The 20,884-nt window shown below is 63.8% G+C and carries 25 protein-coding genes and 1 pseudogene; 12 read left to right on the top strand and 14 right to left on the bottom strand.

Going from position 1 to position 20,884, the window contains the following annotated elements; genetic code table 11:
* Positions 1–141: 141 nt before the first annotated feature.
* A complete protein-coding gene (locus tag DM872_RS30000; RefSeq protein WP_179062781.1) occupies positions 142–1,050 on the top strand; it encodes a LysR substrate-binding domain-containing protein in 909 nt (302 codons plus the stop codon).
* A 76-nt stretch (positions 1,051–1,126) separates the two neighbouring features.
* Here DM872_RS30000 and DM872_RS29995 read toward each other — a convergent pair whose 3' ends face one another.
* The gene (locus DM872_RS29995; RefSeq protein WP_179062780.1) at positions 1,127–1,297 is read right to left on the bottom strand and encodes a hypothetical protein; all 171 of its coding nucleotides are present in this window, start codon (positions 1,295–1,297) and stop codon (positions 1,127–1,129) included.
* Between the two features lie 303 nt (positions 1,298–1,600).
* Between DM872_RS29995 and DM872_RS29990 the strand changes: the two genes are divergently transcribed.
* Together DM872_RS29990 and DM872_RS29985 are read left to right on the top strand one after the other, a co-directional pair.
* The gene (locus DM872_RS29990) at positions 1,601–1,810 is read left to right on the top strand and encodes a cold-shock protein (RefSeq protein ID WP_179062779.1); all 210 of its coding nucleotides are present in this window, start codon (positions 1,601–1,603) and stop codon (positions 1,808–1,810) included.
* A gap of 168 nt (positions 1,811–1,978) precedes the next feature.
* Positions 1,979–2,182 (top strand): hypothetical protein, encoded by a 204-nt coding sequence (locus tag DM872_RS29985; protein ID WP_077523371.1) that lies wholly within the window; start codon positions 1,979–1,981, stop codon positions 2,180–2,182.
* Between the two features lie 2 nt (positions 2,183–2,184).
* On the opposite strand, the gene DM872_RS29980 is transcribed toward DM872_RS29985, so the two are convergent.
* From DM872_RS29980 to DM872_RS31090, 5 genes and pseudogenes are all read right to left on the bottom strand, one after another.
* Positions 2,185–2,850: a YcbK family protein gene (locus DM872_RS29980; RefSeq protein WP_179062778.1), complete on the bottom strand. Its 666-nt coding sequence runs from the start codon at positions 2,848–2,850 to the stop codon at positions 2,185–2,187.
* Positions 2,851–2,955: 105 nt separating this feature from the next.
* Positions 2,956–3,120 carry a hypothetical protein gene (locus tag DM872_RS29975; RefSeq protein ID WP_179062777.1) on the bottom strand — a complete coding sequence of 55 codons (165 nt, stop codon included), beginning with the start codon at positions 3,118–3,120 and terminating at the stop codon, positions 2,956–2,958.
* Positions 3,121–3,192: 72 nt separating this feature from the next.
* A complete protein-coding gene (locus tag DM872_RS29970; RefSeq protein WP_077523367.1) occupies positions 3,193–3,567 on the bottom strand; it encodes a helix-turn-helix domain-containing protein in 375 nt (124 codons plus the stop codon).
* Positions 3,568–3,908: 341 nt separating this feature from the next.
* Entirely contained in the window at positions 3,909–4,625 is a 717-nt protein-coding gene (locus DM872_RS31095; RefSeq protein ID WP_444860454.1) for a methyl-accepting chemotaxis protein, read from the bottom strand.
* Positions 4,626–4,769: 144 nt separating this feature from the next.
* Positions 4,770–5,873: pseudogene (locus tag DM872_RS31090) on the bottom strand (methyl-accepting chemotaxis protein); the annotation flags it as partial.
* 268 nt (positions 5,874–6,141) lie between these two features.
* Here DM872_RS31090 and DM872_RS29960 point away from each other — a divergent pair.
* The 3 genes from DM872_RS29960 to efp all read left to right on the top strand — a co-directional run bounded on the left by DM872_RS29960 (position 6,142) and on the right by efp (position 8,211).
* Positions 6,142–6,351: a hypothetical protein gene (locus DM872_RS29960; protein ID WP_179062775.1), complete on the top strand. Its 210-nt coding sequence runs from the start codon at positions 6,142–6,144 to the stop codon at positions 6,349–6,351.
* A 122-nt stretch (positions 6,352–6,473) separates the two neighbouring features.
* Positions 6,474–7,601: an elongation factor P maturation arginine rhamnosyltransferase EarP gene (gene earP / locus DM872_RS29955; protein WP_373273753.1), complete on the top strand. Its 1,128-nt coding sequence runs from the start codon at positions 6,474–6,476 to the stop codon at positions 7,599–7,601.
* Positions 7,602–7,644: 43 nt separating this feature from the next.
* Positions 7,645–8,211: an elongation factor P gene (gene efp / locus DM872_RS29950; protein ID WP_179062773.1), complete on the top strand. Its 567-nt coding sequence runs from the start codon at positions 7,645–7,647 to the stop codon at positions 8,209–8,211.
* A 60-nt stretch (positions 8,212–8,271) separates the two neighbouring features.
* Here the strand turns inward: efp and DM872_RS29945 are convergent, their stop codons facing one another.
* On the bottom strand, positions 8,272–9,291 hold the full coding sequence (locus tag DM872_RS29945) for an alpha/beta hydrolase (protein WP_179062772.1): 1,020 nt from the start codon (positions 9,289–9,291) through the stop codon (positions 8,272–8,274).
* 150 nt (positions 9,292–9,441) lie between these two features.
* Positions 9,442–9,888, bottom strand: a complete 447-nt coding sequence (locus DM872_RS29940; protein ID WP_179062771.1) for a MarR family winged helix-turn-helix transcriptional regulator — start codon at positions 9,886–9,888, stop codon at positions 9,442–9,444.
* Positions 9,889–10,026: 138 nt separating this feature from the next.
* On the opposite strand from DM872_RS29940, the gene DM872_RS29935 reads away from it, so the two are divergent.
* A complete protein-coding gene (locus DM872_RS29935) occupies positions 10,027–10,536 on the top strand; it encodes an RDD family protein (RefSeq protein WP_179062770.1) in 510 nt (169 codons plus the stop codon).
* Here DM872_RS29935 and DM872_RS29930 read toward each other — a convergent pair whose 3' ends face one another.
* A complete protein-coding gene (locus tag DM872_RS29930) occupies positions 10,537–11,490 on the bottom strand; it encodes a LysR family transcriptional regulator (protein WP_179062769.1) in 954 nt (317 codons plus the stop codon).
* A 101-nt stretch (positions 11,491–11,591) separates the two neighbouring features.
* Between DM872_RS29930 and DM872_RS29925 the strand changes: the two genes are divergently transcribed.
* Positions 11,592–12,344 (top strand): sulfite exporter TauE/SafE family protein, encoded by a 753-nt coding sequence (locus tag DM872_RS29925; RefSeq protein ID WP_179062768.1) that lies wholly within the window; start codon positions 11,592–11,594, stop codon positions 12,342–12,344.
* 4 nt (positions 12,345–12,348) lie between these two features.
* On the opposite strand, the gene DM872_RS29920 is transcribed toward DM872_RS29925, so the two are convergent.
* Complete coding sequence (locus DM872_RS29920) at positions 12,349–13,200, bottom strand: LysR substrate-binding domain-containing protein (RefSeq protein ID WP_077523099.1); 852 nt, start codon at positions 13,198–13,200, stop codon at positions 12,349–12,351.
* 97 nt (positions 13,201–13,297) lie between these two features.
* Here DM872_RS29920 and DM872_RS29915 point away from each other — a divergent pair, with 97 nt between their 5' ends.
* The 3 genes from DM872_RS29915 to DM872_RS29905 all read left to right on the top strand — a co-directional run bounded on the left by DM872_RS29915 (position 13,298) and on the right by DM872_RS29905 (position 15,359).
* Entirely contained in the window at positions 13,298–13,531 is a 234-nt protein-coding gene (locus DM872_RS29915) for a DUF1127 domain-containing protein (RefSeq protein WP_179062767.1), read from the top strand.
* Positions 13,532–13,601: 70 nt separating this feature from the next.
* Positions 13,602–14,102 (top strand): DUF3291 domain-containing protein, encoded by a 501-nt coding sequence (locus DM872_RS29910; protein ID WP_179062766.1) that lies wholly within the window; start codon positions 13,602–13,604, stop codon positions 14,100–14,102.
* 39 nt (positions 14,103–14,141) lie between these two features.
* Positions 14,142–15,359, top strand: coding sequence for a winged helix-turn-helix domain-containing protein (locus DM872_RS29905; RefSeq protein WP_179062765.1), 1,218 nt, complete (start codon positions 14,142–14,144; stop codon positions 15,357–15,359).
* A gap of 144 nt (positions 15,360–15,503) precedes the next feature.
* On the opposite strand, the gene DM872_RS29900 is transcribed toward DM872_RS29905, so the two are convergent.
* The 4 genes from DM872_RS29900 to DM872_RS29885 form a co-directional block, all read right to left on the bottom strand.
* A complete protein-coding gene (locus DM872_RS29900; protein ID WP_179062764.1) occupies positions 15,504–16,853 on the bottom strand; it encodes a class II 3-deoxy-7-phosphoheptulonate synthase in 1,350 nt (449 codons plus the stop codon).
* A gap of 64 nt (positions 16,854–16,917) precedes the next feature.
* Positions 16,918–17,640, bottom strand: coding sequence for a sulfite exporter TauE/SafE family protein (locus DM872_RS29895; RefSeq protein ID WP_179062763.1), 723 nt, complete (start codon positions 17,638–17,640; stop codon positions 16,918–16,920).
* Entirely contained in the window at positions 17,640–18,422 is a 783-nt protein-coding gene (locus DM872_RS29890) for an SDR family NAD(P)-dependent oxidoreductase (protein ID WP_179062762.1), read from the bottom strand. Before DM872_RS29890 ends, DM872_RS29895 begins: the two co-directional genes overlap by 1 nt.
* A gap of 14 nt (positions 18,423–18,436) precedes the next feature.
* On the bottom strand, positions 18,437–19,771 hold the full coding sequence (locus DM872_RS29885) for a flavin-containing monooxygenase (RefSeq protein WP_179062761.1): 1,335 nt from the start codon (positions 19,769–19,771) through the stop codon (positions 18,437–18,439).
* A 166-nt stretch (positions 19,772–19,937) separates the two neighbouring features.
* Between DM872_RS29885 and DM872_RS29880 the strand changes: the two genes are divergently transcribed.
* Positions 19,938–20,684: a spermidine synthase gene (locus tag DM872_RS29880; protein WP_179062760.1), complete on the top strand. Its 747-nt coding sequence runs from the start codon at positions 19,938–19,940 to the stop codon at positions 20,682–20,684.
* Positions 20,685–20,884: the final 200 nt, after the last annotated feature.

Raw genomic sequence — 20,884 nt, 5'->3', positions numbered from 1 at the left:
CAAGGGCGAAATCGCGCAACAGTGTGTTTCGCTTCCGATGCTTGCGCGAGTTTCCATGCTGCGCCATCAAAGCGCCGGCCGGACGCTCTGCCACGGGTGTTTCCACGGCGGGGCAACTGCGAACGACGAGAGGAGCGGGGTATGAATCGCAACGAATTGCGCAAGGCCGACATCAACCTGATGGTGGTGTTCGAGACGCTGATGCAGGAGCGCAATGTCACCAAGGCCGCGGAAAAGCTGTTTCTCGTCCAGCCCACTATCAGTGCAGCCCTGAATCGCCTGCGCGCGCTGTTCAACGACCCGCTGTTCGTCCGCGTCGGTCACCGCATGGAGCCCACCGCCCGCGCCGAGATGATCTCCCGGCACCTGTCGCCGGCGCTGGATGCGCTGTCCGTGGCGCTCAGCCTGACCCACGAGTTCGATCCGGCCACCAGCAACATGACTTTCCGTATCGGGTTGTCGGACGATGTCGAGTTCGCACTGCTGCCGCCAGTGCTACGGACATTGCGCAATGAAGCGCCGAACATCGTGATCGTGGTCCAGCACGCCAACTACTGGCGGATTCCAGAGCTGCTGGCCAATGGCGAGATCACCGTGGGTATCACCCAGACCCGCGACCTGCCGGCCAACGCCCGCTGTAAGCGCCTGCGCCGCGTCTCCCCGAAGGTGCTGCGAGCGGACCTGGACGGCGCACCCCTGACCCTGGACGAGTATTGCGCCCGGCCGCACGTCCAGGTGTCCCACACCGCCAGTACCCACGGGTTGGCGGATGACTGGTTGCAGGCGGTTGGGCGCACGCGCCGGGTGGTGTTGTCGGTTCCGCAGTTCAGCGCCTTGCCGGCCTTGCTGGCGGATACCGACCTGCTGGTCAGCCTGCCCGACTACATCGCCGAGGCCATGGCCTCGTCCGGCCAGCTGCGTTACGAAGCGCTGCCTTTCGAGACCCCTGAACTGGACCTGGACATGGTCTGGCTCAGCATGCTCGACAGCGATCCGGCGGAAAGCTGGCTGCGCCAGCGCCTGCAGGCGCTGATGGGGGAGGGCGATTGATGGCTGTCCCGGGAGCAGGCAGTGGACGTCGCGAGCACCCCTGACGAAAAAAGCGAGCCTTTGGCTCGCTTTCTCATCATTCTTCCGGCTTCTTCGCCTGTCCTTTTGTCCACTGTGACTTCTGGCGGCCGGTATTCCATCCGGTCTTGCCGGTCGGGACCTCGGTGATCTCTCCGCCCTTCGACAGAAAGGCCCTGGTCTGTTCGTCCAGCTCGGATCTGGCGCGGCTTGATGGGTTGTCAGACATGAGGGCACCTTTGATTTGTGAGCCCTCGGAAGCGAGGCTCAGTCCCTGACTATACAGGCTCCCCATTCGGTCAACCCGTAAAATCGGCCAGCTGGCCAAACGGGTCGAGAATGGCCAGGCCCAGAAATTACTTTTCAATCCTGACGAACCCTGTATTCTTCGCCCACTGCCTGCTCAGTCTTGCGGCACCGTTTTGATGTTCTGTCCTTTCGATGTTCCATCTCCTCGGCACCCTTCACTACGCATACAGTCACCGGCCAGGTTTTTGCCTGCCACGTATTCCTACACCTTGGAGACAGCATCATGTCCACCCGCCAAAACGGTACCGTCAAGTGGTTCAACTCTGAAAAAGGCTTCGGCTTCATCACCCCCGAGCAGGGTCCGGACGTGTTCGTACACTTCCGCCAGATCGAAGGCGACGGCTACAAGTCCCTGGACGAAGGCCAGCGCGTAAGCTTCATCGTCACTGCCGGTGCCAAAGGCCCGCAGGCTGAGCAGGTTCGCGCTCTGTAAGAGCCGCTCAGAAAAAAGCCCCGCCTCATGCGGGGCTTTTTTTTTGCGTGGGCCGTGACCCTTGGTCCGGCATTCGGTCTGCCATCACCGTTGGGCGCGCCGCCTGGCGATAGCTCAGCCTCGGCGCTATAGTCCGCGGCTTTTCGAATTTCCACCTGGTGCGGTGCTATGGACGACGATCTCGATCTCCACGAACCCGAACACGATCATCTGCTCGACAACGACGATGACCTGGACGACGAGTGCTTCGACGACGAAGACGCCGATCCGCTCGACGTCGTGGATGGAGAGTGCGATTACTGCGGCGAACTGACCGAGCGCACCGATCGGCGGGGTCAGTTCGTTTGCGCCGACTGCGCTGACTTCGACTGAAGTCAGGCGAAGTGCTCGCCCTGGTCCAGCACGGCCAGGGCCCATTCTTCCTGCCCCGGCTCCACCAGGGCGGCAGCGCGCCAGGTCCTGACGCGGCCGACGTCCACGTGGATGAACCCCTTGGATGGATAGAAGCCCACGCCTCCGGCACCGATGGCGCGAACCAGCTTGCCCAGCCGTTCGACGCTGACGCCGGGGATGCGGATGTCGGCGGCCATGCCGCGGATGTGCAGGGACTGCCGGGCGGCGCCTTCCAGGGTGGCGTTGTGCTGCGGGGTGCGGTAGCCGCTGTTCACCAGGATGCGGGTGGGGAGCTTGTTGATGCGCAGCCAGGCCTGGATGAGGAATAGCAGGTCGAGCAATTTGACGTTGATCTTCACCGTGCTCTTGTATTTCACGTCCCGCAGGATGCGGCAGCCCTGGCGATAGCCTTTCAGGTCCCAGCCCTTGCCCTTGCGGAAGTAACAGAAGGTGGCGACTTCCCCTGAGGCCGGGCGTTCCAGACGCAGGTGGCGATCACGATTTAGCAGGCGCGCATGAAGGTTGCGGGGACGCAGCGTCGTCTCGATCCGGGCGGCCAGGACATCGCCCGTGACCAGGGCCGCGCCGAGGGCGGCGAAAGCCTTGAGTACCTGGCGTCTGGAGATTCCGGGAGAGGAGGCAGCCATGGGCAACCGCTCGCTGGGAGATCGGGGGTGATCGACTATACACCCGGTCGCGAAAACTGCAGAAGATCTCAGAAAAAGCCCCGCGATCGCGGGGCTTATCGTTACTTATCGGTGACCTTTCCTATGGCCATCCCGGTCTCGGTCATCGTCGTCCCGGTGGTCGTCCCAGCCACCTCGGCGGTCGTCGTCATCGTAATGATGGATGATGCAGCCGCTGTTGCTGGCGAGCAGCACAGCCAGCAAGGCGATCTTCACGACTTTGGCGAGCATGCGCGTTACCTCTCGGGCGCGGGGATCGGATCCCCCATGTCCTTGAGACAGGTAGCCGGCGAAAAGGATCGATCAATCGGCCGGCTTTTCCAGGCGTCGGGCGATCTGTTCCAGCAGCACCAGGTCCTGTTCGACCAGGCGGCCTTCGCTGGCGGCGCGGTTGAGACGGTCGAGCACCTGGCGGGAGCGCGGGCTCAGTGTTTGTTCCGGGCCATAACGGCCCTCTTTGGATTCGGCGATCTGCATAACGGGATTGAGCAGGTCGTTGAGCGTGACCTCCAACGCCTTGGCGATGCGCTTGAGGTCTTCGAACGAGGGCTCGCGGGTATCCCGCTCGTAGTTGCCGATACGGGATTGTGATTCCCAGCCGCACTCGTTGGCCAGGGCCTGCTGAGAGAGTCCTTTCAGCTTTCTGTAGTGCGCAATGCGCGATCCAAGCGTGTTCATGCCGCGAATCTTAATGACGGAATGAAGCGTACTTGGCTCACTTATCGTGTTTGCATAGTGTGCGAAACGTGATTATGGTAGTCCGCAACCAACGGATTGCCAAGGGCGCTCAAGGATAATGAGGAAAACCCGCAAGGACGGGGCCAGTCCGCCACCCGCGATACCACCGCCCGGTAGCTCAGGCTGCACAGGGTGTGATGGGTTTCGTGCCGCAGGTCGTGATGCGGCGTGGCGGGGCTGGCTGAAGATGTGGTTCTGGGCCACGGGGCCGCCTTCCTGACGGCGCCAGGTTGTCTCTGGTTTGCCCCCTGGCCGCACGAGCGGGCAGGGGGCTTTTGCATTCAGGCCAGACGGAAGCGGTTGACCTCGGTCTGCAGTTCACCGCCGAGGCGGGCGAGGTCGATGCTGGCGGCTGAGGTTTCCTCGGTGGCCGCCGCGGACTGCTCGGCCACGTCACGGATGCTGGTGACGCTGCGGTTGATCTCTTCGGCCACGGCGCTCTGCTGCTCGGCGGCAGTGGCGATCTGCTGGTTGAGCTGCTGGATGCTGGAGACCGAGTGGTTGATGGCCTCCAGCGCAGTTCCGGCCTCCTTGGCAGCATCCACCGTATGGCCGGCCTGGGTGCGGCTGCGGCCCATCATGTCCACCGCGCCCTGGGCACCGTCCTGCAAGGTGCTGACCAGTTGCTCGATCTGCGTGGTGGATTCCTGGGTTCGGCGGGCGAGGGCGCGTACTTCGTCGGCGACGACGGCGAAGCCACGGCCGGCATCCCCGGCTCGCGCGGCTTCGATGGCGGCATTGAGGGCAAGCAGGTTGGTCTGCTCGGCAATGCTCTTGATCACGTCGAGCACGGTGCCGATGTTGGTGCTGTCGTGCTTGAGCCGCTCGATGGCCCCGGCCGACTGCTCGATGGCCTGTGCCAGGTGTTCGATGCGCTCGATGGCCTGCTGGACGACCGCGGTTCCGTGCTGCGCCTGGCGATCGGCATGGCTGGCGGAGTCGGCGGCGGATTCGGCGTTGCGGGCGACGTCCTGGACGGTGGCGACCATCTGGTTCATGGCGGTAGCCACCTGCTCGGTTTCCATCTTCTGCTGGGTCACACCGGCGCTGGTCTGTTCGGTGACGGCGGACATCTCCTCCGCGGCCGTGGCCAACTGCTCGATTCCGCTGCCAAGACGCTTGAGCAGGCTGCGCAGGCCCTCGGTCATGTCCTGCATGGCCTGCATCAATTGACCGAGCTCGTCCTTGCGATCGCTGCGGATGTCCGAGGTCAGGTCGCCAGCGGCTACCTTGCGGGCCTGTTGTACGGCCTGGCGAAGGGGGACCACGATCAACTGGGCAATGACCAGGGCGGACAGCAATCCGACCACGAAACCGATGGCGGCTGCCGTGGCCAGGATGGTCTTGGCCTGATGTGCATCGGCTTCCAGCAACTGCATCTGAATGTTGAGCGCGTCGGTGGAGGAGCCGGAAATGCCCTTGGCGCGCGTTGTGAGGGTGGACTCGGAATCGGCGTGGAGTTGGATGCTCTGGCGCAGGTTGGCGAATTCACTGCGGTAGCGTGCGATCTGCTTGCGCGCTGAATCCAGGTCCTCGCGGGCGGAGGGTTCGCTGATGCGTGTGGCCAGTTCGTTGGCGCGGCTGTCGAGGGCGTCGAACAAGGCGTTGAGCTTGTCGGCGTACTGGCCGTCGCGGCGCATGACGAAGTCTTTCTCGTGCCGCCGTGCGGTGAGCACGTCCTTGGCCATGCCGGACGCATGGGTCGCGCTTTCCAGGGCGCGAATGCCGTCTTCATCACCGCTCTCACGGATTTGCTGGAGGGCTTCCTGGGTCAGGTGTTGCTCCAGTTCATCGAACTGCTTGAGCGCCTCTCGGGCTGCCTGCTCCATGTTCTGCTGGGCGCTGCGCTTGTTCTTCTCCATTTCCGCCAGTCCCGTCAGGTTCTGCTGGTACTGGCCGAGATCGGTCTGAATCTGCTTCATCAGGTCGATGGTCTTGGGAACGGTCATCACCTTGAGGGTGTTGTCGGCGATGCCCTGGATCTCCCCGATGATCTGCAGCGCATTGTCGATGGCCTGTTCATCACTGCGAATGATGAAGTCCTTCTCGTGCTGGCGCACCTGATAGAGCTTGGTATCGATGTCGTTGACCCGCAGCAGGATGTCGAAGCGGTGCAAGGCGCCTTCCAGTGCGCGCCAGCTGGTCCAGGCCACCAGCAAGGTGATGGCGAGTACCAGGCCGAATCCGGTGAGCAGCTTCTGGCGGACGCTGAGGTCATTGAAGAAGCCTTTGATGGAGCTGTTCATGGCAGACGCCTCGTATCGAGTGGTCGAAGGAGAGGCAGGGTGCGAGCGAAGGCAATGCAGGCGGGGGAGAGCATCGCTTGACATCCTGTCAGGGGGAGCGCCATCCACGGCTAATGGCTATGAGCCACCAATCTAGCCGCGCCATTTCGGTGCTGTCCAGTTCGTCCGGACAATTGCTGTTTCGGATAGCCACTATTGAAGCAACTGATTTCTATTGGTCGAACCCGTCCCATAGGCTTTCCCCATGCAAAGTGATGGAGGTGAGGCCATGTCCCACGTTGATGTCATGTCCCTGGTCGGGACTGCCGTTCCGGAAGCCCTCAGGACCGCTGGCCATATGGCTTGCTGGTTCGTGGTAGTGGATGGGGTGATGCGTTCCGGTCCCTTCACGTCCCGTGACGCGGCCGGCGCCAACCAGGCGATCTGGCAGCTGGAACTGGCCCGTCGCGAAGGCACGCCCTATCGACTGGCGGCCTGAGCCCCGCGCCACGCAACCCCTTTTCGGCACCATGCTCCCCTTGGCCCGCCTTCATGGCGGGCATTTTGTTTTTGTCTCCCCGGTCTTGGTTAAACTGCGTTTTTTCCTGGGAATCACGCACCGTGAAGTGGGACATCTTCTGCAACGTCGTCGACAACTTTGGCGACATCGGCGTGACCTGGCGGCTGGCTCGCCAACTGGTCGCCGAGCATGGCCAATCGGTGCGTCTCTGGGTGGATGAGCCCGCCGTCTTCGCGCCGCTCTGTCCGCAGGCCGACCCCGATGCGGATAGCCAGTGGCAACAGGGCGTGGAAATCCGCCACTGGCGCCAGGACTGGCAGCCGGCCGAGACGGCGGATGTGGTGATCGAGGCCTTTGCCTGCCAGCTCCCTGGCGCCTATCTGGACGCCATGGCCGCGAGGCTGGAAAAGCCCACCTGGTTGAACCTGGAGTACCTCAGTGCCGAGGACTGGGTGGCCGGCTGCCACGGCCTGCCGTCGTTCCAGGCCAATGGATTGCAGAAGGCTTTCTACTTCCCCGGCTTCATCGAAGGCACCGGCGGGTTGCTGCGAGAGTCCGGACTGCTGGAGCGGCGCCAGGCGTTCCTGACCGATCCTGATGCGCGGCGGGCCTTCCTCGAAGAACTCGGCGTGGAGCTGGACGACGACGCGCTACTGATATCGCTGTTCGCCTATGAGAATGCCGCCCTGGCCGGTTGGTTGGACGTCCTCGCAGCGGGCGATCGGCCGGTGCAACTGCTGGTGCCCGTCGGTCGGGTACTGGCCGATCTCGCCCATTGGCTGGGTGAGGAAAAGCTGACTGCGGGCGTTCGCTTCAGTCGAGGAAAACTGGCGATACAGGTCCTGCCTTTCGTCAGCCAGGACGATTACGACCGCATCCTCTGGTGCTGCGACTTCAATGCCGTGCGCGGTGAGGATTCCTTTGTCCGTGCCCAATGGGCGGGGAAGCCGCTGCTCTGGCACATCTACCAGCAGGAGGAAGATGCCCACTGGGACAAGCTCGAGGCATTCCTCACCCTCTATTGCGGTGGCCTGTCGTCGGCCGCGGCGACTGCGCTGACCGAGGGCTGGCGGGCGTGGAACCGGGGCGAGGGCATGGGTGAGGCGTGGAATGGGCTGTTGGCGCAGTGGCCGGAAGTCAGTCGGCATGCCGATCATTGGTGCCGGCAGCAGGCCGCGCGCACGGACCTCGCGACGGGTCTGGTGCAGATTTGTACAAAACCGCTATGATACGCGGCCTGTTTTTTGTCACCAATCCACATCGGATATTCGTATGAAAACCGCTCAAGAGTTCCGCGCCGGCCAAGTTGCCAACATCAATGGCGCTCCCTGGGTCATCCAGAAGGCCGAGTTCAACAAATCCGGCCGTAACAGCGCTGTCGTCAAGATGAAGCTGAAGAACCTGCTGACCGGTGCCGGCACCGAGACTGTGTTCAAGGCCGACGACAAGCTGGAGCCGGTCATCCTTGAACGCAAGGAAGTGACCTACTCCTACTTCGCCGATCCTCTGTACGTGTTCATGGACACCGAGTTTAACCAGTACGAGATCGAGAAAGCCGACCTGGAAGGCGTCCTGACCTTCATCGAAGACGGCATGACCGACGTCTGCGAAGCCGTGTTCTACAACGATCGCGTGATCTCGGTTGAACTGCCGACCACCATCGTTCGCGAGATCGCCTACACCGAACCGTCCGTACGTGGCGACACTTCCGGCAAGGTCATGAAGACTGCTCGCCTGAACAACGGTGCCGAGCTGCAAGTATCCGCCTTCTGCGAAATCGGTGATTCCATCGAGATCGACACCCGTACCGGCGAGTACAAGTCCCGCGTCAAGGCCTAAGCCTTCTGGCAGGACAAGAAAAAGCCCGGCTGATGCCGGGCTTTTTCATTTCTGCGGTTCTTACTTAAGGTGTTCCTTGATCGCCTCGCCGGCTTGCAGCATGGCGGCGCGGGTACCCGGGACCTTGGCCAGCACGTTGAGCAGGCCGAAGTCGTGAATCATCCCGTTGTAACGTACCGAGGTGACCTCGACGCCAGCGGCGTCCAACTTGCGGGCGTAGGCCTCACCTTCATCCCGCAGTACATCGAACTCGGCGGTCTGTACCAGTGCCGGCGGCAGGCCTTTCAGCTGCTCGGTCGAAGCCTGCAGCGGCGAGGCGTAGATCTCGGCGCGCTGTTTCGGGTCAGCGGTGTAGCTGTCCCAGAACCACTTCATCATGTTGCGGGTGAGGAAGTGGCCGTTCTCGAACTGGTTGTACGAGGCGTTGTTGAAGTTCGAATCGGTTACCGGCCACAGCAGCGCCTGGAAGCGGATCTTCGGCGTGCCCTTGTCCTTGGCCATCAGGCTGACCACTGCGGCCATGTTGCCGCCGACACTGTTGCCGGCCACCGCCAGGCGCTTGCCGTCCACGCCGATCTCCTTGCCGTGCTCGGCCACCCATTTAGTGGCGGCATAGGCCTGGTTGATGGCGGTCGGGTATTTGGCCTCGGGGGAGGGCGTGTAGTTGACGTAGACAGCCACCGCGCCGGAGTTGGCCACCAGATCACGGATCAGGCGCTCGTGAGTCGGGTAGTCGCCCAGCACCCAGCCGCCGCCGTGGAAGAACATGAACACGGGCAGTTCACCCTTGGCGCCTTCAGGGCGGACGATGGTCAGGTCGATCTTCTGGCCATCAGCGTCGATGGTCTTCGTGCTGACATCGGCTTTCGGCAGCTCCAGCTTCACACTGGCCTGTGCGCCTACCAGCACCGCGCGGGCATCCTTGGGTGCCAGGGTTTCCAGGGGCTGGCCACCGCCGGCGGCCAGGGCTTCGAGGAAGGCCTGGGTGTTGCGTTCGACGCCCGGGCTGCCAGCGGCGAACGCGTGGCTCACGGAGAGGGCGAGAAGGCTGCCTGCGACTACGGTGCTGATCGATTTCATGGCGTGTTCCTCCGTCTGTTTAATTTGCTGGCTAAAATATTGCGCGCTAAGTAAGTGCGTGAGGCAGAAATTAATCGCGATTTATTTAGCGCGCAAGATAAATGTTGGAAGACTTTGGAATAACGCCGTGAGGATATGGGTATAAGGCCGTCAGACGGCCTTTCCCAAGCTGTTGCGCAGTGACACGAGGTCTTCCTTGAGGACGGTCAGCTCATCCGTCGTACGTTCGGTCGCCGCGAGAATGCACGCCGGCACCTTCCTGGCCTTCTCCTGCAGGACACGGCCTTGCTCGGTAAGGCGCAGTTCCACCACGCGCTCGTCCTTGCTGCTGCGCGTGCGGGTGATGAAACCTTCGGCTTCCAGACGCTTGAGGAGGGGGGTGAGGGAGCCGGGATCGGTGAGCATGCGGTTGCTGATTTCACCGACCGTGATGCCGTCTCCTTCCCAGAGCACCATCATGGCGAGGTACTGCGGGTAGGTCAGGCCCAGCTCCTGGAGAAGCGGCTTGTAGACCTTGGTCATCATCAACGAGGTCGAATAGAGGGCGAAGCAGAGCTGGTTGTCGAGCAGCAGCTCCTTGCAGGTGGAATCGGACATGGTCGGTCTCCATGGGCAGTGATGGTGACCAATTTAGCGCGCAAGCCTTTCGTGGGCAAAATTCATTCTTCCCATCGCGCAGCAAGGTGTTCTCGCGTAGGCCACAATTTCCCGGTCAACCACTGCAAGGACTGCGTCATGGACAACCTGCAAAACCCCTATCAGGCACCCGCTGCGGAACTCACCGTCAACAGTGCCGCCGAACCTCTGCTCGCTTCACGCTGGACGCGCCTGGCTGCGGCGCTGATAGATGGCTTGATCATGAGCCTGGTGACCGTACCGGTGGCCTATTTCTCGGGCACCTTCGCCGCCGCCCAGCAGGGCATCGAACCGAGCCTGGGCCAGCAGTTGCTGAGTCTCGTGGTCGGGATCGCGGTGTTCCTGCTGGTCAACGGGCATTTCCTCAAGAACTTCGGCCAGACGCTCGGCAAGCGGCTGCTGAAGATCGCCATCGTCACCCTCGATGGCCAGGTGCCCGAACTGGGCAACCTGCTGCTCAAGCGATATCTGCTCTGGTGGCTGCTGGCCTATATCCCGGTCGTGGGCGTGCTCCTGGTGCTGGTGGATTACCTGTTCATCTTCCGCGCCGATCGCCGTTGCCTGCATGACCTGCTGGCGGGCACGCGGGTGGTGCAGCTACCGCGTTGATCAGCCGCGACCGAGGCCGCCCAGGGCGAGGTCCCAGGGCGGCACCGGGCCGAATCGACTCTTGAGGAAGTCCAGCAACAGCCGGCTCCGCGAGCTGGCTTCTCCCTCCAGGCGCAGCGCATAGATACCGCTGGGCTCCGGCGGCGGCAAGCCGTCTTCGCAGAACAGCGGCACCAGCTCGCCCCGGACCAGGTGTTCGCTGATCAGCCAGGTCGGCAAGTGGGCGATTCCGTGGCCGGCCACGGCACTGAAGAGCAGGGTCTCGGCGTTGTTGGCCGTCATGCGCATGCGCCCCGGTCGAATGTGCTGGAGCTTGCCGTCCACTTCGAAGCGCCAGGCATAGGGCGGTGCCAGCGTGTCCCAGTCGAGGCCGTCATGGTCGGGCAGCTCGCGCGGATCGCGGGGGATGCCGCGACGGCGCAGGTAGTCCGGGCTGGCGCAGAGAATCCGCACCAGTGGCGCCAGTGGCGTGGCAACCAGGCGCGTATCGGCGAGCGGGCCGATGCGCAGTACCAGGTCCACCTGACCGAGGCTTTCGCCATGCATGTCGATGAAGCTGTCGATCAACCGCAATTGCACATCGAGGCCGGGGTAGTGGGTGAGAAACTCCGCAATGGCCGGTGCCAGGTGCCTGCGACCGAAAGGACTTGGCGCATCGATGCGGATCAGCCCTTCCGGTGCGCTGCTCAGGGACACCGCTTCGGCGCGGGCCAGGCGCAGTTCCGCCAAGACCCGTTTTGCCCGTTCGGCAAAGGCCAGGCCAGCGGGCGTCGCTTTCACCGCATGGGTGTTGCGAACGAACAGATTGCTGCCCAGGGCGCGCTCCAGGGCATCGATGCGCCGCGCGACGGCAGAGGGTGTGAGCGGGTGGCGACGCGCCGCGGCGGAAAAGCTTCCGGCCTCCAGAACGTCGAGGAAGAGGGCCAGTTGCTCGGTCAGGGCATCAGGGTTCATCAGGTTTGCCTATGCGAAAAACGCAAAGCCATTGTGCGCCGCTGTGCGTTTCCGCGACAACCGGGCGCCGGTAGCATCCCTCCCATCGAATTGGAGGTGGCATGGATCTTTTGGCTTTTGTGCTGAACATCGCGCTGGGTGCGTTGCTCGGCACCGTAGGTGGACTTTTCGGCATTGGTGGCGGGCTGATCGCCATTCCCGCCCTTGGCGTGCTCTTCGGTCTTGACCAGCAATTGGCCCAGGGCACGGCCCTGGTGATGGTGGTGCCCAATGTGCTGTTGGCGCTGTGGCGCTATCACCAGCGCAACCGCATCGACCTGCGCTATGCGTTGCTGCTGGCGGCGACCAGTTTCGGTTTCGCCTGGCTGGCGTCGTTGTTCGCGGTGCGGGTCGACGCGGAAAGCATGCGCCTGGCGTTTGTCGTCTTCCTGCTGGCGCTTGCCGCGTACAACTTCGCGCGGATGTTCATGGCCAAGGCCCAGGCCAGCGCAGAATTGCGCCACCCTTGGCCTTGGCTCGGGGTGCTGGGCGGCATCGCAGGTGCTGCGGGCGGCCTGTTCGGCGTTGGCGGGGCGGTGATTGCAACGCCGGTGCTGACCAGCGTTTTCGGCACCAGCCAGGTCATGGCCCAGGGCCTTTCCCTGGCCCTGGCGGCGCCGAGTACCGCGGTGACCCTCGCCACCTACGGTCTGCACGATCATGTGAACTGGGCAATGGGGCTGCCGCTGGCAGTGGGTGGCCTGCTCAGCATCAGTTGGGGAGTCCGCATGGCGCACGCCTTGCCGGAGCGCGTACTGCGCTCGCTGTTCTGCGCGTTCCTGCTGCTGTGTGCCGTGTTGCTGGCGGTCAAGTGACGCGTCAGATCCGGAAACCTTCGATGATGTGCTCGGCCAGGGTGTCGGTCACAGGCGACTGATTGCGCTCATTGCGCAGCAGCATGATGTTGCACAGCGGCAGCTGGGGCAGTCCCTCGCTCTCGTCGAGGATGCGTAGCTCCGGCGTGATCAGGCTCTGCAGTTGTGCGGTCACTGCCAGGCCGGCGGTCACCACGGCCATGATCGCTGACAGGCTCGGGCTGGTGTAGGCGACGCGGTACTCGCGGCCCATGGCGTCCAGCGCGTTGCAGGCCCAGGCGCGGCAGAAGCAGTCACTGTTGAACATGGCCAGCGGCATGGGCGATTGCTCGTGGGGGCTGAAGCCGATGGCTTCGGCCCAGACGAAGCGCTCCTGGCGCAGCAGTTCACCGATTTCATGCCCCGGCATGCGGGTGACGATGGACAGGTCCAGGTCCTGGCGCTGCAGCAACTGGGACGTGGATTCGCAATGCACCTCCACCTGCACCAGCGGATAGGCCTGGGCGAAGCGCGAGAGGATGCCCGGCAGGAAGCGCATGACGTAGTCATCCGGCGTGCCGATGCGCACTGTGCCCACCATGTGCGGCTGGCGCAGGGTGTTCATCACCTCGCCATGCAGCTTGAGGATGCGCCGCGCGTAGCCCAGCAATATCTGCCCTTCGGCGGTGAGTTTGACCTGGCGGCCGTCGCGCTCGAACACCGCGCGCTGCAGCACGTCTTCCTCCAGCCGCTTCATCTGCATGCTCACGGCTGATTGGGTGCGGTTGACCATCTCGGCTGCACGGGTGAAGCCGCCGTAATCCGCAATGGCAACGAAGGTGCGCAGCAATTCGGTATCAATGGATGGGTAGTTCATTCATCAAATCCTGAGATGCTCTGCATCAGAAACATTCGTTGGATTGATCTTAGTCCTGGTTGGAAACTGGCGCCATCCCCACTGGGAGGACACCAAGATGAAAGGTCAACACGGCTTTATCGGTACTTCACGTCACGCTGGGTATGAGCCTCATCGGGAAAGCTGGCTCGCCGCTGCCTGGCACATGGTAAGGCGCTGGGAGCAACTGGCTCACGAGCGCGAGCAGTTGTCGCGGATGAGCGATGCGATGCTCAAGGACATTGGTTTGTCCCGGGCTGATGTCATGGAAGAAAGCGAGCGCCATTTCTGGGAAGACCCCCTGCAGAAGTGACGCCCGGATGCGGCCCGCCAACGGTGAAGCGAAGGGCGGGCCGCACATTTGATGAAAGGGAACGGAACCCATGTCGAACACCTACGAGCTTGCCCAACTGAATATTGCCTTGATGAAGGCGCCTCTGGATTCTCCCGAAATGGCCGATTTCGTGGCCAATCTGGCACCGGTCAATGCCCTTGCCGAGCGGTCGCCCGGCTATGTCTGGCGGCTTCAGGACGAGGAGGGTGATGCCACCTCCCTGCGTCCTTTCGGCCCGGAAATCCTGGTCAACCTGTCGGTCTGGCGCGATGTGGGCAGCCTCACTGATTTCGTCTACCGCTCGGCCCATGTCGAGATGCTGAAGCGGCGCAAGGAATGGTTCGAGCGAGTCTCCTCCACGCACCAGGTGCTCTGGTGGATTCCCAGGGGGCATCGTCCCGATGTCCAGGAAGCCGCGGCGCGTCTGGCCCGGTTGCGTGAATCCGGCCCCACGCCGGAGGCCTTCACCTTCCGCCAGACCTTCCTCGCACCGGACCAGTCCGTGCCTTTCGTTCCTGCTGAACTGGAGCGCGAAAGCCAGGCGGGCTGATGCTAGTGTGAAGCGTCATTCCCTGTTGGCATGAAGCCCATGACGCTGAGTCTGTCCCTTCCCGAAGCCCGTCGCCTGGCCCTGGCGGCACAGGGTTTCGCCCGTGCGCCACGCGGCGCGATCCGCCATCGGCAATTGTTGGCGCAACTGGACGCGCTGGGGGTGGTGCAGATCGACTCGGTGAACGCCCTGGTGCGCTCCCACTATCTGCCTGCCTTTTCCCGCCTGGGCCACTACGACCGTGAACTGCTGGACGACCTGGCCTGGGGCAAGCCCCGGCGCCGGGCGTTGTTCGAGTACTGGGGCCACGAGGCGTCGCTGCTGCCGCTGGACCTCTATCCGCTGATGCGCTGGCGCATGCGCCGGGCGGCCAATGGCCAGGGCATCTACCAGCAACTGGCGAAATTTGGGTTCGAGCAGCAGGAGGTGATCCAGCGCGTCCTGCAGTCGGTACGCGAGCAGGGTGCCTTGGGCGCTGGGGCGCTGAGCACCCGCGAAGAGCGCGCCGGGCCCTGGTGGGACTGGAGCGCGGAAAAGCATGCGATGGAATGGCTGTTCGCTGCCGGCGAGGTGACGGTAGCCGGGCGCCGGGGGTTCGAGCGTCTCTACGACTTGCCGGAGCGCGTGATTCCCGCCGACATCCTCAACCAGCCCGAAATGGCCGAGGCTGATGCCCATCGACAATTGCTGCTGCGTGCGGCCCAGGCGCTGGGCGTGGCCACTGAGCGGGACCTGCGGGATTACTACCGCCTGGAGACCAGCGACAGCCAGGCTCGGCTGGCCGAACTGGTGGAAGAGGGCGCGCTGCAGCCGGCGCAGGTCGATGGCTGGAAGCAGCCCGCCTATTGCCTGGGTGATCCCAAGGTGCCGCGCAAGGTCAAGGCCAGCGCACTGTTGTCGCCCTTCGACTCGCTGATCTGGGAGCGGGCACGTACCGAGCGCCTGTTCGACTTCCGCTACCGGCTGGAAATCTACACGCCCCAGCACAAGCGCCAGTTCGGCTACTACGTGCTGCCGTTCCTGCATGACGAACGCCTGGCTGCTCGTGTCGATTTGCGTGCCGAGCGCGCCCAGGGCCGCCTGGCGGTGCACGCGTTGCATGAAGAGGAACACGGCCTCAGCGAAGCCGGCATGCAGGCCCTAGCCGACAACCTGCAGGGCATGGCGGCGTGGCTGGGGTTGAATGAGGTGGCGGTTACCTGCCGGCGGCCGGGGACTGTGCGGTTGCAGGCGTGCCTGTCCCGGCTGGGGAACTGATGGTTCCTTGTGGGTGTTGCAAGTAGCTGCATTGCCCGTAGGAGCTGGCTTGCCAGCGAATGTCCCTTTTCGCTGGCAAGCTAGCTCCTACAAGGCTCCTGGACAGACGGTCGATGAATTCGCCGCCACAGGAAAAGCGCGGTCCTAGCGCCGAATCTGCTTCAGCGTCTCGGCGATCAGGAAGGCCAGTTCCAGGGACTGGTCGGCGTTCAGGCGCGGGTCGCAATGGGTGTGGTAGCGGTCGGAGAGGCCGTCTTCGGTGATCGGGCGGGCGCCGCCGATGCATTCGGTGACGTTCTGTCCGGTCATTTCGATGTGGATGCCACCGGCATAGGTGCCCTCGGCGCGGTGAACCTCGAAGAACTGCTTCACCTCGCCGAGAATGGCGGCGAAGTCGCGGGTCTTGTAGCCGCTGGAAGCCTTGATGGTATTGCCGTGCATCGGGTCCGAACTCCACAGCACCTTGCGGCCTTCACCTTCGACGGTGCGGATCAGGCGGGGCAGGTGATCGCCGACCTTTTCGGCGCCCATGCGCACGATCAGGTTGAGGCGGCCGGGGTCGTTCTCCGGGTTGAGAATGTCGATCAGGCGGATCAGATCGTCGCTGTCCATGCTCGGTCCCACCTTGACCCCGATGGGGTTGCCGACACCGCGCAGGAACTCCACATGGGCGCCGTCAGGCTGGCGGGTGCGGTCGCCGATCCAGAGCATGTGCGCGGAGCAGTCGTACCAGTTGCCGGTGAGGCTGTCGCGGCGGACGAAGGCCTGCTCGTAGTTCAGCAGCAGCGCTTCATGGGCGGTGAAGAAGCTCGCTTCGCGCAATTGCGGCGCGCTGTCCAAACCGCAGGCGCGCATGAAGGCCAGGGTTTCGTCGATGCGGTCGGCCAGTTGGCTGTACTTCTCGGTCAGCGCCGAGTTGGCGATGAAATCGAGGTTCCACTGATGCACCTGGTGCACGTCGGCGAAGCCGCCCTGGGCGAAGGCACGCAGCAGGTTGAGGCTGGCGGTGGCCTGGTGGTAGGCCTGCAGCAGACGCTCCGGGTCCGGCACGCGGCTGGCGGCGTCGAAGCCGATGCCGTTGACGATGTCGCCACGGTAGGCCGGCAGGGTGACGTCGCCTTGGGTTTCGTTGCCGGATGAGCGCGGCTTGGCGAACTGACCGGCCATGCGGCCGACTTTCACCACCGGGCAACCGGCGGCGAAGGTCATGACGATAGCCATCTGCAGCAGCACCTTGAAGGTGTCGCGGATTTTCGCGGCAGAGAATTCGGCAAAGCTTTCCGCGCAATCGCCACCCTGCAGCAGGAAGGCGCGTCCCTCGGTCACCTCGGCGAACTGGCGGCGCAGCTCGCGTGCCTCGCCGGCGAACACCAGCGGCGGGTAGCTCGCCAGTGTCTGCTCGACATGCGCCAGCTTGGCGGCGTCCGGGTACTCGGGCTGCTGCTGGATGGGTTTTTCCCTCCAGCTTTCAGGACTCCATTCTTGGCTGCTCATCAGGGTCTCGATACGGCTGCTTGCGGTAGATGAGCCATGGTACCCGAAAGGCCCGGAAGCGGCGCTAGGCGCGCCAGCAGAGGAGTGCGCCGCAAAGGCACAGCAGCAGGTGGATGGCGGTACGGAAATGTGCTTCGGCCAAGCGCTTGTGCAGGTATTCCCCGGCCAGCACCCCGAGTACCAGCAGCGGCGCATACACGGCGACGCGAGGCAGCGCCGGTGCCAGGCTGCCGTCGATCAAGAAGGCCAGGGTCAGCAGGCTATTGAGGCCGAACCAGACGCAGAGGAGGGTGGCGCGCAGTCTTGCCTTGTCCAGCGCGGTGGCAGCCAGGGCATGCACCAGCAGCGGTCCGCCAGAGGCGAACAGGCCGTGGCTGATGCCGGCCGCACCGGTTTGCAGGCGCGTCATCCAGGTCGGCGTGCGGCCCTGGGGAGCGCCCTGGAGAAGGCCGCGCAGGGCGAACCAGAGGATCAGCACGCCGAAGCCCAGTTTCATCGCTCCATCGTCCAGCCAGGGTCGCAGGCCATAGCCGACCAGCGTGCCGACGAACATCCCCGGCAGTACGGTCACCAGCAGCAGGCGCCATTGCACCAGGCGTCGATGGCGCCAGGCGAGAAATCCACTCATGAGGATGTTCAGTGGTACCAGTACTGGCAGCAGGTCATGGATCGGCAGCAGCAGGGCGCCCAGGGACAGGGCGACGATGGTGCTGCCGAAGCCGGTGATGGCTTCCAGGGTATAGGCAAGCAGGATGAAACCGCCCAGGGCCAGCCAGGCGACATCCATCAACCCAGTTCCCCGGCGAAGCGTTGGCTCATCTGCCGATAGTAGAAACCTGGTGCCAACCGCCACAGGAGACTGGCGAGCCAACTGCCGCGATCGGGAAACAGTCGCTGGCGGCCGGCGCTCGCGCTTTTGAGAATCTCGCGGGCCATCCAGTCGGCTCCACGCACCTTGCCGACTGTCGAGCGGGCATGTTGCGCCGGTCGGCCATCGCCCCCGAGTGCGTTGCGCTCGATGGGGGTGTCGAGAAAACTGGGATAGACCATCAACAGGCCTACGCCGTCGCGGGCGATCTCTGCGCGCAGCACTTCGAACGCCTGGGTCAGCGCGCTTTTGGCCGCGCAGTAGCCAGCGCGGCCGAGCACCGGCATCCAGCCGGCCATCGAGCCGATGGCAATCACCTGGCCCCGACTGGCTTGCAGCAATGGGAGGGCGGCCAGGGTCAATTCCAGCGGCGCGTGGTAATCCACCGCCATCACCCGGCGCAGCACCTGCGGTGCGGTGTGGATGGTCGGTGAGCGGTGGGTGATGCCGGCATTGTTGATGAGCAGGTCAAGGCGGCCGAAGCGCTCGCGGCAGACGTCGACCAGTTGTGCCTGGACATCGCTGTCGGTGATGTCGCCGGCTACGCCTGCAACGCGTTCTTCACCTAACTCTGCGACTCGCGCAGCCAGGCCGCTGGCATCCACGTCCGTCAGCAAGAGCGCATCGCCACGAGCGTGGCAGGCGCGCGCCAGTTCCCAGCCGAGGCCGCTGGCGGCGCCGGTGATCAGGACGACTCTCATGGTGCGCCTCCGCGTCAGGCCAGGTTATGGGCGGCCAAGGGCTGGCTGCGGGTGGCCAGGTCCTTGCGCAGGTCCGCGCTGTGTTGGGCGATGGCGGCGCGGTAGCTGTCCTTGTGGACGTAGTAGGCCATTCGCTCGAGTTCCAGGTACTGGTAGCCACCGTCCAGGCGCAGTGCGGCGCGTTCGCGCTTGAGCTGTTGGAAGGAGCGGGCCGACGGGCTGCCGGCCTGCAACTGGCGAATGTACAGGGCCACCAGTTCTGCCTGCTCCGCTCGGCCCTGCCAGCCCAGGCCGGACGCCTCGACCATGCCCATCATGAACAGGTCGTCGTGCTCAGGATGGAAGATGTTCAGGTAGAGCTGCGGCGCGCCGGCACGTTCGGGCCAGTTCAGCTCGGAGCGCTCGATGAACGGGTAATCCAACTTGTAGCCGGTAGCTTGCAGGATCAGGTCGTATTCGGCCTGGCGGCCGTCGCTGAAGGTCACGCTGCGACCCTCGATGCGGGCGATGTCCGGGCGCGCCTTGATGTCGCCATGTCCCAGGTGGTGGAGCACCAGGGAATTCATCACTGGATGGGATTCGTACAACCGGTAGTCGGGGTCGGGCAGGCCGTACTGCGATGGCTTGCCCGCCAGCGCGCGGACCAGCAGGCCGTCGACCAGTTGCTTGAGCCGGCGGGGAAGTTTCACGGCGCCGCCGAAGGTATCGGTCGGGCGGCCAAGGATGAACTTGGGCAGGAAGTAGTAACCACGGCGCACCGAAAGGTCGACCGAAGTGGCGCGGTGCACGGCGTCGACGGCGATGTCGCAGGCGGAGTTGCCGCAGCCCACCAGCAGCACGCGCTTGCCGTCGAACAGGGCCGGCGAGCGGTAGTCCGCCGAGTGCAGCACTTCACCGTCGAACTGGCCGGGCAGGGCGGGGCGGTTCGGCGCGTGCAAGGTGCCGTTGGCGATCAGGATGCCGTCGAAATGGTCTTCGCGGCGCAGGCCGTCCGTTTCGCTGACCAGCTTCCAGCCCTTCTCCTGACGTTCCAGGTGCAGCACGCGGGTGTTGAAGCGGAAGTGCCTGTAGAGGTCGAAGTGTTTCGCGTAATCACGGAAGTAGCGGCGCATTTCGCTATGGTGCGGGTAGGGGGCTACCTCGGTATCCATCGGAAATTCGGTGAACTCGGTGGTGCGCTTGGAGGAGATCAGGTGCGCCGAGTCGTACATGGTGCTGTGGGGGTTGTCGATGTCCCAGAGGCCGCCGACATCGCCGTTCAGCTCGAAGCCGATGAAGGGAATGCCGTGTTTCTGCAACTGGCGGGCACTGCACAGACCCATGGGGCCCGCGCCGATGATTGCGTACATGCTGGGTTCGACCTCTGCGCTGTTATTCTTGTGCGGTTTTCGCCCTTGGGGCGCGCGGTTCGGATTATGCCGGGAGCACGGGCTCCGGCTTCAATGGCAATAGGCGCCGGTGTTGCGCCGGGTTGGTGCGAAATGTCAGCGCTGGCCTTGAAGGAGTGATGACTTGATGTCCGAGGAGCGCCTGCTCGCGGAAGTGCATGATGAATTCGGCGTGATCCGCGTCTACGAAGTGGGGCCTTATCGCATCCTCGAATTCGGTGAGGCGGTGGAGCAGAGTTGCGTCTTCACGGCAGACCCGGCCTGGCTCGAGTACGACTACACCCGCGCCATGCTGCTGGGCGCGCTGTGCCATGCGGCGCCGGAGAATGCGTTGTTCCTCGGTCTTGGGGCCGGGACGCTGACCCAGGCCTGCCTGAAGTTCCTGCCACTGGAAGATGTGGAAGTGATCGAGCTGCGCCCCGATGTGCCAAGGCTGGCCATGGAGTATCTCGGCCTGACCGACGATCCCCGCCTCTACGTGCGCATTGGTGACGCCCTGGAGCTGCTGGACAGCGCCGAGCCGGCAGACCTGATCTTCGTCGATCTCTATACCGACCACGGTCCGGGCGTGGGTCACCTGGCATGGAATTTCCTCGGCGCCTGCCAGAAGCGCCTCAGCCCCGGCGGCTGGCTGGTCATCAACCAGTGGGCGGCGGAAGACGGCAAGCCGCTGGGCGCCGCCTTGCTGCGCGGGCTTTTCCATCACCATTACTGGGAGTGCCCGGTGAAGGAGGGCAATGTGGTGCTCTTCGTTCCGGCCGACCTGGACCAGGTGCTGGATCGCGAGACGCTTCAGGCGAAGGCCGAGGCCCTGGCGCCGAGTCTCGGGTATTCGCTGCAATCGCTGTTGGATGTGGTGCGGCCGGCGACCTGACCCCCCTGTTGGGCGGGATGAGCTGGTAGGAGCGCGCTTGCTCGCGAAGGATCGTGCTTGGGCTGTTCGCGAGCAAGCTCGCTCCTACAAATAAGGGCCATGCGTGGGTTGATCGCTGCAGGATGAGCTCGGTGCCTCCGTAGGAGCGAGCTCTGCTCGCGAAGGCTTGTGCTCGGGTTGTTCGCGAGCAAGCTCGCTCC

Origin of the sequence: Pseudomonas taiwanensis (assembly GCF_013393345.1) — a bacterium.
GTDB lineage: Bacteria > Pseudomonadota > Gammaproteobacteria > Pseudomonadales > Pseudomonadaceae > Metapseudomonas > Metapseudomonas resinovorans_C.
Note: the sequence above shows the minus strand (reverse complement) of the source record. Positions and strands in the feature narration are given on the sequence as shown.

What these genes read in the sequence shown, in the direction of transcription:
- DM872_RS29940 (WP_179062771.1), bottom strand. Translation starts at nt 9,888, where the DNA reads ATGTCCGATTCCACCTGCAAGGAGCTGCTGCTCGACAACCAGCTCTGC.
- DM872_RS29970 (WP_077523367.1), bottom strand. Translation starts at nt 3,567, where the DNA reads ATGAACACGCTTGGATCGCGCATTGCGCACTACAGAAAGCTGAAAGGA.
- DM872_RS29885 (WP_179062761.1), bottom strand. Translation starts at nt 19,771, where the DNA reads ATGTACGCAATCATCGGCGCGGGCCCCATGGGTCTGTGCAGTGCCCGC.
- DM872_RS30000 (WP_179062781.1), top strand. Translation starts at nt 142, where the DNA reads ATGAATCGCAACGAATTGCGCAAGGCCGACATCAACCTGATGGTGGTG.
- DM872_RS29890 (WP_179062762.1), bottom strand. Translation starts at nt 18,422, where the DNA reads ATGAGAGTCGTCCTGATCACCGGCGCCGCCAGCGGCCTCGGCTGGGAA.
- efp (WP_179062773.1), top strand. Translation starts at nt 7,645, where the DNA reads ATGAAAACCGCTCAAGAGTTCCGCGCCGGCCAAGTTGCCAACATCAAT.
- DM872_RS29895 (WP_179062763.1), bottom strand. Translation starts at nt 17,640, where the DNA reads ATGGATGTCGCCTGGCTGGCCCTGGGCGGTTTCATCCTGCTTGCCTAT.
- DM872_RS29905 (WP_179062765.1), top strand. Translation starts at nt 14,142, where the DNA reads ATGACGCTGAGTCTGTCCCTTCCCGAAGCCCGTCGCCTGGCCCTGGCG.
- DM872_RS29900 (WP_179062764.1), bottom strand. Translation starts at nt 16,853, where the DNA reads ATGAGCAGCCAAGAATGGAGTCCTGAAAGCTGGAGGGAAAAACCCATC.
- DM872_RS29880 (WP_179062760.1), top strand. Translation starts at nt 19,938, where the DNA reads ATGTCCGAGGAGCGCCTGCTCGCGGAAGTGCATGATGAATTCGGCGTG.
- DM872_RS29980 (WP_179062778.1), bottom strand. Translation starts at nt 2,850, where the DNA reads ATGGCTGCCTCCTCTCCCGGAATCTCCAGACGCCAGGTACTCAAGGCT.
- DM872_RS29930 (WP_179062769.1), bottom strand. Translation starts at nt 11,490, where the DNA reads ATGAACCCTGATGCCCTGACCGAGCAACTGGCCCTCTTCCTCGACGTT.
- DM872_RS29945 (WP_179062772.1), bottom strand. Translation starts at nt 9,291, where the DNA reads ATGAAATCGATCAGCACCGTAGTCGCAGGCAGCCTTCTCGCCCTCTCC.
- DM872_RS29975 (WP_179062777.1), bottom strand. Translation starts at nt 3,120, where the DNA reads ATGCTCGCCAAAGTCGTGAAGATCGCCTTGCTGGCTGTGCTGCTCGCC.
- DM872_RS29925 (WP_179062768.1), top strand. Translation starts at nt 11,592, where the DNA reads ATGGATCTTTTGGCTTTTGTGCTGAACATCGCGCTGGGTGCGTTGCTC.
- DM872_RS29960 (WP_179062775.1), top strand. Translation starts at nt 6,142, where the DNA reads ATGTCCCACGTTGATGTCATGTCCCTGGTCGGGACTGCCGTTCCGGAA.
- DM872_RS29910 (WP_179062766.1), top strand. Translation starts at nt 13,602, where the DNA reads ATGTCGAACACCTACGAGCTTGCCCAACTGAATATTGCCTTGATGAAG.
- DM872_RS29935 (WP_179062770.1), top strand. Translation starts at nt 10,027, where the DNA reads ATGGACAACCTGCAAAACCCCTATCAGGCACCCGCTGCGGAACTCACC.
- DM872_RS29995 (WP_179062780.1), bottom strand. Translation starts at nt 1,297, where the DNA reads ATGTCTGACAACCCATCAAGCCGCGCCAGATCCGAGCTGGACGAACAG.
- DM872_RS31095 (WP_444860454.1), bottom strand. Translation starts at nt 4,625, where the DNA reads ATGAACCAGATGGTCGCCACCGTCCAGGACGTCGCCCGCAACGCCGAA.
- DM872_RS29985 (WP_077523371.1), top strand. Translation starts at nt 1,979, where the DNA reads ATGGACGACGATCTCGATCTCCACGAACCCGAACACGATCATCTGCTC.
- DM872_RS29920 (WP_077523099.1), bottom strand. Translation starts at nt 13,200, where the DNA reads ATGAACTACCCATCCATTGATACCGAATTGCTGCGCACCTTCGTTGCC.
- DM872_RS29915 (WP_179062767.1), top strand. Translation starts at nt 13,298, where the DNA reads ATGAAAGGTCAACACGGCTTTATCGGTACTTCACGTCACGCTGGGTAT.
- DM872_RS29990 (WP_179062779.1), top strand. Translation starts at nt 1,601, where the DNA reads ATGTCCACCCGCCAAAACGGTACCGTCAAGTGGTTCAACTCTGAAAAA.